Source organism: Salinivibrio sp. MA351 (assembly GCF_001996065.1).
GTDB classification, from domain to species: Bacteria; Pseudomonadota; Gammaproteobacteria; order Enterobacterales; family Vibrionaceae; genus Salinivibrio; species Salinivibrio costicola.
In genome coordinates, this window is record NZ_MUFG01000021.1 from 46198 (window position 1) to 56750 (window position 10553).

The 10553-nt window shown below is 49.8% G+C and carries 6 protein-coding genes and 1 pseudogene; all 7 read left to right on the forward strand.

The window, feature by feature from the left end:
- Positions 1 to 6: 6 nt before the first annotated feature.
- Positions 7 to 1350: pseudogene (locus BZG78_RS11635) on the forward strand (MBL fold metallo-hydrolase).
- Positions 1351 to 2530: 1180 nt separating this feature from the next.
- Entirely contained in the window at positions 2531 to 3871 is a 1341-nt protein-coding gene (locus BZG78_RS11640; protein ID WP_158011799.1) for a capsule assembly Wzi family protein, read from the forward strand.
- Between the two features lie 84 nt (positions 3872 to 3955).
- Positions 3956 to 6676: an SLBB domain-containing protein gene (locus tag BZG78_RS11645; protein ID WP_242413016.1), complete on the forward strand. Its 2721-nt coding sequence runs from the start codon at positions 3956 to 3958 to the stop codon at positions 6674 to 6676.
- 305 nt (positions 6677 to 6981) lie between these two features.
- Positions 6982 to 7341, forward strand: coding sequence for a four helix bundle protein (locus BZG78_RS11650; protein ID WP_069362642.1), 360 nt, complete (start codon positions 6982 to 6984; stop codon positions 7339 to 7341).
- Between the two features lie 103 nt (positions 7342 to 7444).
- Complete coding sequence (locus BZG78_RS11655; protein WP_077661288.1) at positions 7445 to 8413, forward strand: Wzz/FepE/Etk N-terminal domain-containing protein; 969 nt, start codon at positions 7445 to 7447, stop codon at positions 8411 to 8413.
- The gene (locus BZG78_RS11660) at positions 8406 to 10196 is read left to right on the forward strand and encodes an ABC transporter ATP-binding protein (RefSeq protein ID WP_077661289.1); all 1791 of its coding nucleotides are present in this window, start codon (positions 8406 to 8408) and stop codon (positions 10194 to 10196) included. The genes BZG78_RS11655 and BZG78_RS11660 overlap by 8 nt, the downstream gene beginning before the upstream one ends.
- 85 nt (positions 10197 to 10281) lie before the next feature.
- On the forward strand, positions 10282 to 10553 hold a 272-nt coding region (locus BZG78_RS11665; protein WP_131826082.1), incomplete at its 3' end, for a hypothetical protein.

Here is a 10553-nt window from a genome sequence, read left to right on the forward strand (position 1 = left end):
GTAACTATGCCCAACACCTCACTAAACAATGAAACTCTCACCGTCACTCACCACGGTGGCTATCAAACCGTGACGGGCTCTTGCCACCAAGTCGATATAAAACCGAGTGGTTTACGCATGCTGGTTGACTGCGGTCAATACCAAGGCGATGAAGCGCGGGAGGCGAGGGTGAGCTTAAATGGCAAACGCATTGATGCGCTGATTCTTACTCACGCCCATATCGATCACTGAGGCTTACTGCCCTGGCTATTGGCGGCGGGCTTTAGCGGCCCTATTTATTGCACCGAGGCCACCGCTGCCTTGGTGCCGCTATTGATTGACGACACCTTAAAGCTGCAACTGAATATGAACGACGGCAATCGCCAGCAGGTGCTCGAACGTATCCGCCAGTTAACCGTGACCTTGCCTTACAACAGCTGGCATCGGCTAAAGCCCAAGCAAAAAGGGCAGCCAGCAACCTATTTGCGCTTGCAACCGGCCGGGCATATTTTGGGGTCAGCTTATGTTGAATTAAAACTGCCCGACGAGCAGCGCGTAGTGTTCTCCGGCGATTTAGGGCCCAGCAACACGCCACTGCTGCCGGACCCAACACCGCCAACCCGTGCCGATATTTTGTTTTTAGAATCCACTTACGGCGACAAAACCCATGAGTCCGTCGCCACCCGCGCCCAACGGCTCGAGGCGATTATTCAACGCTCACTAGATGACGGCGGCGCGATTTTGATCCCCGCATTCAGTGTCGGCCGCACCCAAGAGCTGTTGTTTGATATCGAGCAGCTTATCTACCAAAAGCAGCTTGATAAGGCGCTTCCTGTCATTCTCGACTCGCCCATGGCGCAAAAGGTGACGCGTCACTATCGCCAGTTTAAAAAGCTATGGAGCAAAGAGGCCAAAACCAAGCTAGACCAGCATCGCCACCCGCTAGCCTTTGAGCAATACATCACCATTGATGAACACAGCCAACACATGGCGCTGGTGAATCGCCTAAAACAAAGCGGCGAGCCGGCCATTGTGGTCGCCGCCTCCGGCATGTGCCAAGGTGGACGGATTATGAATTATCTTGCCGCCTTGCTGGAAGACAAACGCACCGATGTGATTTTTGCCGGCTACCAAGCCCAACACACCCTTGGCCGCGATATCCAGCAAGGCAACCAACAAGTGTGGATAGACAACACTCCAGTCACGGTCAACGCCCAAATCCACACAATCTCCGGTTACTCCGCCCACGCCGACCAAAACGACTTGGTCAAATTCGTGCAAGGCATCCAACCGCCGCCAAAACAAATCCACCTGATTCATGGCGAACCGGATAGTCAGCAAGCGCTAGGCACTCTTATCCGTAATCCGTAGTCCGTAAGCGAAGCGCTCCGTATTCCCATTCCCGAATACCGATGACGGAATACAGAGTACAGAAAGAGCAAAGGCCCGGATGCGAGCACAAGACCAGCCCTCTCCGTATTCCGTCAAATGATCCCATTGGCGTAGGTGACACAAGCCCCGGCACCATGTCAACAATAATGCACTATGCCGCCTGGGCGCCTGTCACGTTTGGCGCCAAATTTAACATCGAGGTTAATCTTTGGCTTTGATGTCGGATGGCGCCGTGCAACGGGCGCGCGGCGCAAATCACACCAAGCTTGCGCGATCGAGTTGGCGCTTATACCGACCTACGCGATATTCAAGATTTTTGAATACAGAACGCTTCGCTTACAGAATACCGAAAAGAGCGTAAAGCAGTTCCTAGGACCTAGGATCCTAGGCCCTAGGAACTTTATCTACCAGAGCTGGCACGATACGCTCTTTCCGTATTCCGTATTCCGTATTCCGTATTCCGTATTCCGTATTCCGTATTCCGTATTCCGTAGTCCGTATTCCGTAGTCCGTATTCCGTAGTCCGTAAGCGCAGCGCTCCGTATTCAAGATCCCGAATACCGATGATGGAATACAGAGTACAGAAAGAGCAAAAACCCGGATGCGAGCACGAGGCTGCTTTCCCTAGCCTCTAGTCCCTAGTTTCCCCCATTCCGTGATCTATCCCTTCTTTTTCCAACAGAGTTGACGACAAAACAGTCAAACTGATCTTATCAAGTGATTTCTCATCGGTTTTCACTTTAAATGACCGCTGAGCTATGTAGAATACGTCAGACATTTGACGCACTGTACTGGGCAGCGAGTAAGCAAACGCGTGTCACCGTGTCGGGCAGTGCTGAATAAATAAAGTGACAGCCACAAACCGCAAATGCGTACAGGGGGAACGACACCTCATGGCGGTAGCGTATCCAATCGACACTGGATGCCAATAGCAGCGCGTTGCACAGAGTGTAAGTACACGAGACGGATAGCGGTTTTGTGTCATAAAGGCGTCACTCAAATTGTCAAAAATAGGACAAAACAAACCAATCACCGCGCACAGGGGAGCGACACCTCCGGGCGGTAGCGTATCCAAATGGCACGGCTAGCCCGTGAGCGTACAGTCATTTCTTCTCACATTTGCAGCGTTGTTAAATCACTTATGACATGTTCAAAACGGATGAACTTTACATCGCTTCAGTTTGGCTACGGTCAAACCCTGGCGATGCTGGTGCTGCTGATGAGCACCCCGGTGGCGGCGTCGCCATGGCTTGAGGCCAACGACCCTTTTCTGCGCGCTGATCTTACCGCCTTGTCCGATGCCGGTGAGCTCAACGGGCCGATTAACCACTACCCGTTACGCTGGTCAAGCTTTTACGATGACACCGCGCCACGTCAACACGCCAACACGGGCCAATCGGCACGGATGACGGCGCGTGATGATATGCTTGATACCGCCCGCAATCACGTTCGCTACCGCGCGCATGCCGCGAAATTTAATCGTGCGCCGATTGAGTTTGACCTGTATTGGGCCAATGACCCCGCCACCGCTCTGGACTACGGTGATACCCCGCGGCATGAATGGCTAATCGGCTCGGCGTATCAATACATGAGCAACCGCTTTGCCTTTAAAGTCGCTAACCAATACCGCCGAGACGCAAATGGCGATAAAGAATACACCTGGCAGGGGTCTTATTTAGCATTAAACGACGGCCGTTGGTTATTTACGCTTGGCCAAATCGACCGCTGGTGGGGACAAGGCTGGCAACACAATCTCATATGGGGCAATCAGTCGTCCCCCGCGCCCAGCGCCTCACTCAGCTATCTAGGTGATTACCTTCCCGTATTAGGATACTGGTCGCTCGACACCGTCTACCAATTACCAGACAAAACCGGTTACGACACCCACTGGGCAGCACGTTTGGTTAGCCAGCCGATTCGCCAGTTTCAACACGGGGTCAGCTATCAAAAATGGCAAGATCCAAACGGCGAGCGCCAAATCAGCGAACAATGGGCATGGGATGCCAAACTCGCCTTGCCCGCCTTTGATTGGCCGGTTGCTCACGCACTCTATACCGAACTGGCCAGCAACTACCAAGGCCAAGAGTTGGCAACCAGCTTAATTGGCTGGAGTGGTCAAACCGAGATCGCGCGACAAAGCGTGCGTCTAGTGCTTGAGCAGCAAACCACCCACGATGGCTTTGAGTCGTCGTTGGCGAATACCCCAGCGGTGGACCAACAGCTATCCTCCGATCAACTCGGTGGCAACAGCACCACATATGGATTAGATAACAGTCGTTCGGTGGCAGTGTATACCCAGTTCAATAACGATCATGCGATTAAATTAATGCTGGCAGATCGGGAACAAGCCACTCACAACTGGCACGAAATTGAAGCCAGCTATCGTCTGCCGGTGGCAACGGTCATGGTCACCCTAGGCGCCAGCCAAACCGATGACGACGCGCCCAATGTGGCAGACGCCAATACACGAGTTTGGCTCAAATATCAGATGCGGTTTTAATCGCCGCTTAACCTGCAATGACTGATAACAACGACGGCTGATATCAACTATCACTGCGAATAATAAGTACGGAACACGCTCACTATGTTAACGCTTTCATCTTCAACCGGTCGGCCATTAGGCGCCACTATTATGCGCGGCCTGACCCGTTGTGCCCCCGCGCTATTGTCCTGTGCACCTGCTCTGTTACTGGGCGCGGCGATGCTCACAACAGCGCCGCACGCCGAGGCGGCCACACCAACTGCCAGCCAGCTGCAACAGTTAAAGCAATTACCGCGCGCACAACAAGAGCAGCTTGCACGCCAGTACGGTGTGGATCTTGATAGCTTATCGACAAGCAGCAGTGATAACGAACAGCAAAATGCGAATACCACCCCCGAAACACCCGAGCGCATCGGCGGTGAGCAAAGCCAATCGGATAACATACGCCACCCCGGCAAGGCCTCAAGCCAAGACGACGACACACTCAAACCCTTCGGTTATGCCTTTTTTGATGGCAAACCCGCCTCTATGGCGTCGGTTGATGATTTACCACTGCCAAGCGATTATCAAATCGGTCCAGGTGATACCCTCGATATACAAGTGTTTGGTAAAGAAAACCAGCAATACGATCTCACCGTCAAGCGTGATGGCAACATCCATTTCCCTAAATATGGCCCGATGCAAGTCGCTGGCGAGACCTTCGGTAAAGTGCGCGAACAAATCAAAGCCATGTTCGAGCAGCGCGTAATTGGCGTGGATGTTACCGTTGATATTGGCGCCATGCGTACCATGCAGGTATATCTTGCGGGCGATGTGAAACAGCCCGGCGCTTACACTGTTAATGGCTTAACCACGGTAACCCAAGCCTTGTTGGCCAGTGGCGGGATCAAAACCAGTGGTTCATTGCGTGATATTCAGTTAAAGCGCAATGGCAAGGTGATTGAAACCTTAGATTTATACGACTTGCTCCTCGCCGGCGATAGCAGCAACGATGTGCGCTTACTCAAAGGCGACACCTTGTTTGTGCCTGCGCGTGGCGCCCAAGTCGCCATTGAGGGAGAAGTATTACGCCCAGCATTATATGAGCTAAATGGCCCAACCACCCTTGCAAGCGCCATCAATATGGCAGGCGGTGCACTACCAGAAGGATATTTGTCGAGCGTTAGCGTTAAACGCGTGACCGAGTCGGGTATTCAGCAATTTAGCCTCGATATGAGCACCAGCAAAGGCCAAGCCTTTACGGTAAAAAACGGTGATGACATTAAAATCGCCCAAAGCAACGACGCGCTCGACAACGCCGTGGTGCTTCGTGGCGAGGTCGTTCGCCAAGGGGCCTACAACTTTGAGCCGGGGATGACCATTGCCGATCTGGTCAGCAATGCCCAACGTGATCTAAAACCCACCGCCGATCTTAATTATGCGCTGGTGGTACGCGAAATCGACGCTGAGCGCAATATTGAAGTGTTGCAATTTAAACTGGGCCAAGCCATTGACCACCCCAGCTCGTCAGATAACTTGCGCTTGCAACAAGGCGACCAGGTGTTTGTGTTTAATAACGGCATCGACAGCCAATACTGGGATCAACGTCAATCGGCAAAAGTGGATAAATCACGCCTTAACCGAAAGGGCAATGGCGGTAGTTACATTGATGCAGAAACCGGCGCAGAGGTACAAAGCCAAACCAAGCAAAACGAATCAAAGTTAGCGAAAAAACTGGCAGAGCGTGATGACGAAGGCGAGCGTTCACTGCGCGAGCAAGAGCTTGAACCAATTATCGAGCGCTTAAAAGACCAAGCCAACAACCAGTACAATGCCGCGATTGTGGAGCTGGGTGGCGCGGTAAAATACCCGGGCGTGTACCCATTACCGACCAATGCCTCGTTTGAGCAACTGCTGGATGCCGCAGGCGGATTGACCGAAGCCGCGTACTTGCGCCAAGCCGAAATCACCCGCCGCCAAGTGGTGGAGGGCCGTTTAACCGTGCGTCATTATCCGGTGGATTTAAATAAAGCCATCAAAGGCGAGGGCCCGCAGTTTGCCATTCATCGCCAAGACCGGATTAACATCAAAACCAAGCCCAACTGGCATAAGAACAACACCATTGAACTACAAGGCGAAGTGCGCTTCCCTGGGGTGTATGCCTTTGAGCGTGGCGAAACCATTCAAGACGTGATTGAACGCGCCGGCGGCTTAACCAAATTCGCTTACCCCAAAGGGTCGGTGTTTAGTCGCGAACGACTCAAACGCCAAGAAGAAGAGCGCTTAAAAATGCTCAACCGTCAGCTGCAACAAGAAATCAGCAGCCTGGCACTACGCCGTCAAACCAGCAGCGCCCAATATACAACCAGCCCGTCAGAAGCCCTATCATTGGCGGAAGAGCTACAAAACGCCGAAGCCGTGGGCCGCATGGTGATTTCACTGCCTCGCGCACTTGAAGGTGACGACGTTGCCAACATCATGATCGAAAACGGCGATAAGCTCTACGTACCACCGAAAAACCCGGTGGTCAGCATTATGGGCGAAGTGCAATTTACCTCAAACCAACTGTTTGAACCGGGCATGACCGTCAGCGACTACATCGAATCCGCCGGCGGCACCAAACAACAAGCCGACACCGACCGCATCTACGTCGTCCGCGCTGACGGCTCAGTAATGATGCCCAACAACAGCTTCTGGTTCAGCCGTAGTCAAAAACAACTCGAACCCGGCGACACCATCATCGTCCCAATCGACACCGACTACCTAGACGGCCTAAGCACCGCCTCCACCGCCACCCAAATCCTTTATCAAATCGGTGTTGCTTGGCAAGCGGTTAAGGATTAAAGCGGGTAAGAGCAGTCTAAAGCGGAGCTTAGACGCTTCGCTTCTAGAAACTAGAAACGAGGGAGAGACTAGACGCTTCGCTTCTAGAAACTAGAGACTAGGAAAAGCTTAAAGCGGCTCATAAAATAGTCTCTAGTCTCTAGTCTCTAGTCTCTAGTCTCTAGTCTCTAGTCTCTAGTCTCTAGTCTCTAGTCTCTAGTCTCTAGTCTCTAGTCTCTAGCGGTGTCTCGCAGAAATGTAAAGACAAAAAACACAAACAGTAGATGAGTTGTACTCTTTGCCCCAAAAGCGAGAGGGCTCAAGTTATGCTGTTTGAAAAACTGAGTGTTTGGCAACGCTCATCAAAATTAGCGTGTTCGGTATTTAGTACATTTGAGCACAACAAGAATTTTGCACTTAAAGATCAAGTTTTTCGGTCATCCCTATCAATACCCTCAAATATTGCAGAAGGGGAAGAACGTGAAACATCAAAAGAAAAAGTTCGCTTTTACTACTACGCCAAAGGCTCATGTGGTGAATTGGTGACTCAGCTTCAAATCGCGATTAAAACCGGACAAATAGAACGAGAAGCTGGTTTGGTAATGGTCCGTGAAGCAAGAGAAATTGCAAAAATCCTTGCTAGCTTGATAACACGACACAAACGCGCACTCAAAGTAGCAACTTGAATAATCAAAGGAAGGTATGGCATCTGACTCATAGTCTCTAGTCTCTAGTCTCTAGTTTCTAGTCTCTAGTCTCTAGTCTCTAGTCTCTGTTGCCTCATGGTTTATGACTAAGCAAAATATCGAACACTACCCTTACCCGCCGCTTTCGCAGCCGGTGAATGACGATGAAATCGACCTCCGCGAGCTCTTTGCCGCTTTATGGCAAGGCAAATGGTTGATCATTGCGATCACCTTTGTGTTTGCAGTCGGTGGGGTGGGGTATTCATTATCGCTTCCCAATACCTACAAGTCCGAGGCTTTACTGGCGCCTGCGAATGAATCTGGCGGTGGGAGTTTGGCCGGTATGGCGGGGCAACTGGGTGGATTAGCATCACTAGCTGGGGTCAACCTTGGCAGCGGTGGCGGCAGTGAAACCCAAATTGCGCTTGCCACCCTAAAATCACGCCAGTTTATTAGCGAGTTTGTGCATAAACATCAGTTAGCGGTGCCGTTGGCAGCAACGGAAGGCTGGGATGCCGAGACCAACCAATGGCTGATTAACCTAGAGCGTTATAACCCAGAGACGCAAACCTGGTTAAAGTCTGACGATGCGCCAGCAGACCAACCTGCCATGCCTACAGATTGGCAGTTGTATAAAGCGTTTTCATCCAAGCTAGAAACCGCTACCCAGAAAGACAACGGTTTAATCACCATTAGCTTTGAGTCACAGTCACCGGTGTTCGCGCAACAAGTAGTAGAGTTGTTGGTGAATGACATCAACGCCCATGTAAAAAAAGAGAAACTGGCCGAAACCAAAACCAACATCGGCTACTTGCGCCAACAGCTAGAAAACACCAACCTCACCCAAATGCAGAATGTGTTTTACCAGCTAATTGAAGAGCAAACCAAAAGCTTGATGCTGGCCGAAGTGCAAGACGAATTTGTGTTTAAAACCGTCGACCCGGCCATTGTCCCCGAAGAAAAAGCCGGCCCTAAACGAGCATTGATTTGTGTGCTGGCAACGCTTCTTGGGGGCATGCTTGGGGTCGCGATTGTGCTGGTAAGATTTGCGTTTAGGAAAGAAGATGTATAACCGTTTAAAAACGCTGTTTAATTTATTAACGGCAGAACAACGTAAAAGGCTCATTCGGCTACAACTATTAGTCGTGTGCATGGCTTTCGCTGAGTTAACGAGCGTTGTCGCTATTGGTCCATTTATGGCTTTAGTCGGTGATATCAGCCAAACACAAGGTGATGGAAAGTTCGCGCAGATTTATCAGTACAGTGGACTAACCAATCCAAGTGACTTTATCTTCTGGTCGGGCGTCGTGGTATTATTTGCCCTTGCCATTGCGGCTATGATTTCAATGTATACCACTTGGCGTCTGTCCTTGTATGCACAGCAAGTAGGGGCGGAGTTATCAGCGCGTCTTTATCGCTATTACATGAATCAGTCTTGGTTATTTCATGCAGGAGGCAGCAGTAGTCAGTTAACCAATAAAGTTGCGCAAGAGATTAATCGGATCACCCAGGGAATCATTCAACCAACTATGCAGTTGGTCGCTAAGTCTGTACTTGCGGTAGTGATGGCAACCGCAATCTTCATTTATAATCCACTAGTTGCTTTGGCTGGCCTAGCTGTTTTTGCTTTAGCGTATATCATTCTTTATCGAACTGTGCGCAAAAAACTGTCGCAAAACGGCATTAATATTACCAATGCGAATCGCCAGCGTTTCACACTGATGAATGAAGGGTTTGGCGGGATAAAAGATACGTTACTACTAGGTCGACAAACTGACTTTAACCGGCGTTACCAGTATGCCAGTGAACGCTTTGGCTATGCTCAGGGGGTTACTATAGGCCTATCTCAGGCACCACGTTATGCCATGGAGCTTGTCGCATTTGGTTTGGTGATTTTTTTGGTGCTGTATTTAGTAAAAACACACGACGGTGACTTAGGTCAAATCTTGCCTATTTTATCAGTGTATGCCTTAGCCGGTTTCAAACTGCTCCCCGCATTTCAGCAAATTTACACTGGGGTGGCACAAATTCGCGGTAACTTATCGGCGTTTGATAATATCGAAGCTGATCTCATCGCCAGCCAGCACGTGGCTGAAACTAGCCCAACGCGTGACAAACTTAAACCCACACATCAGGTTCGGCTTGGCAATGTGACATTTCAATACCCAGGTAAAGAAGAGCCCGCTCTACGCAGCTTGTCTCTCGACCTACCCGTTAACCAGGTTATTGGTTTAGTGGGGGCGTCAGGATCAGGTAAATCAACGGCGATTGACATTTTACTCGGCCTTATTGAGCCCAGCCAAGGTAGCTTAAAGGTCGATGGAAAGCCAATTACAGCCGAGAACGTGCGTGCATGGCAGAACAATATTGGCTTTGTTCCTCAGAGTATTTTCCTTTCTGATGCGACTATCCGAGAGAATATCGCTTTTGGTTTGCCGCTGAATCAAATTGACGAGCAGAAAGTGCGTAAAGCCGCCAAAATGGCACACCTAGAGGAATTACTCGAACAGTTGCCAAACGGTTTAGATACCCGAGTTGGCGAGCGAGGTGTGCAGCTGTCAGGCGGTCAACGGCAACGGATTGGCATTGCGCGCGCGCTTTATGATGATGCAGATGTGTTAGTGCTTGATGAAGCAACCAGCGCGCTAGACGGTATTACCGAAAAGCTGGTGATGGATGCCATCCATGACTTTGCGGGAAATAAAACCATTATCATGATTGCTCATCGGTTGAGTACTGTTCAGCAATGTGATTGCATCTATATGCTCGAACAAGGCAAAGTCATTGATCGTGGTACGTATGCTGAACTCTATGAAAAAAATGCAATTTTCAAAAATATGGTCGAACATAGTTAACATACGAGTTATCGCTGCCGTTTTTACGCTAGCCTTAATGAAAAAATTAGTAAGCAATACAAAATAGGTTTAAAGGAATACTTCGATGTCAAGAGATGTTTGGGTTGGAATTCACGACCATGCTAATTATGCTGCTAGATGGCTAGATTCTGCTAGTCCTTACAGTTGGCTCAGGGCTTTTGAAAGAGTTACAGAAATAGCCTCACCGTATGCATTTTTAAAAGAGAAAAATATATCGTATGAAATGAATGAATCTATAAGAGGAGTTGCATACAAATTTTTTGAATCCGACTTTTTATTATGGGTTGATGAAATTGAAAAACTTAAGCCTAAGATAGTATTTTATAATTTATGTTA

Coding starts and splice junctions, on each gene's coding strand:
- BZG78_RS11645 (WP_242413016.1), top strand. CDS start 3,956: ATGTTAACGCTTTCATCTTCAACCGGTCGGCCATTAGGCGCCACTATT.
- BZG78_RS11650 (WP_069362642.1), top strand. CDS start 6,982: ATGCTGTTTGAAAAACTGAGTGTTTGGCAACGCTCATCAAAATTAGCG.
- BZG78_RS11640 (WP_158011799.1), top strand. CDS start 2,531: ATGAACTTTACATCGCTTCAGTTTGGCTACGGTCAAACCCTGGCGATG.
- BZG78_RS11655 (WP_077661288.1), top strand. CDS start 7,445: ATGACTAAGCAAAATATCGAACACTACCCTTACCCGCCGCTTTCGCAG.
- BZG78_RS11660 (WP_077661289.1), top strand. CDS start 8,406: ATGTATAACCGTTTAAAAACGCTGTTTAATTTATTAACGGCAGAACAA.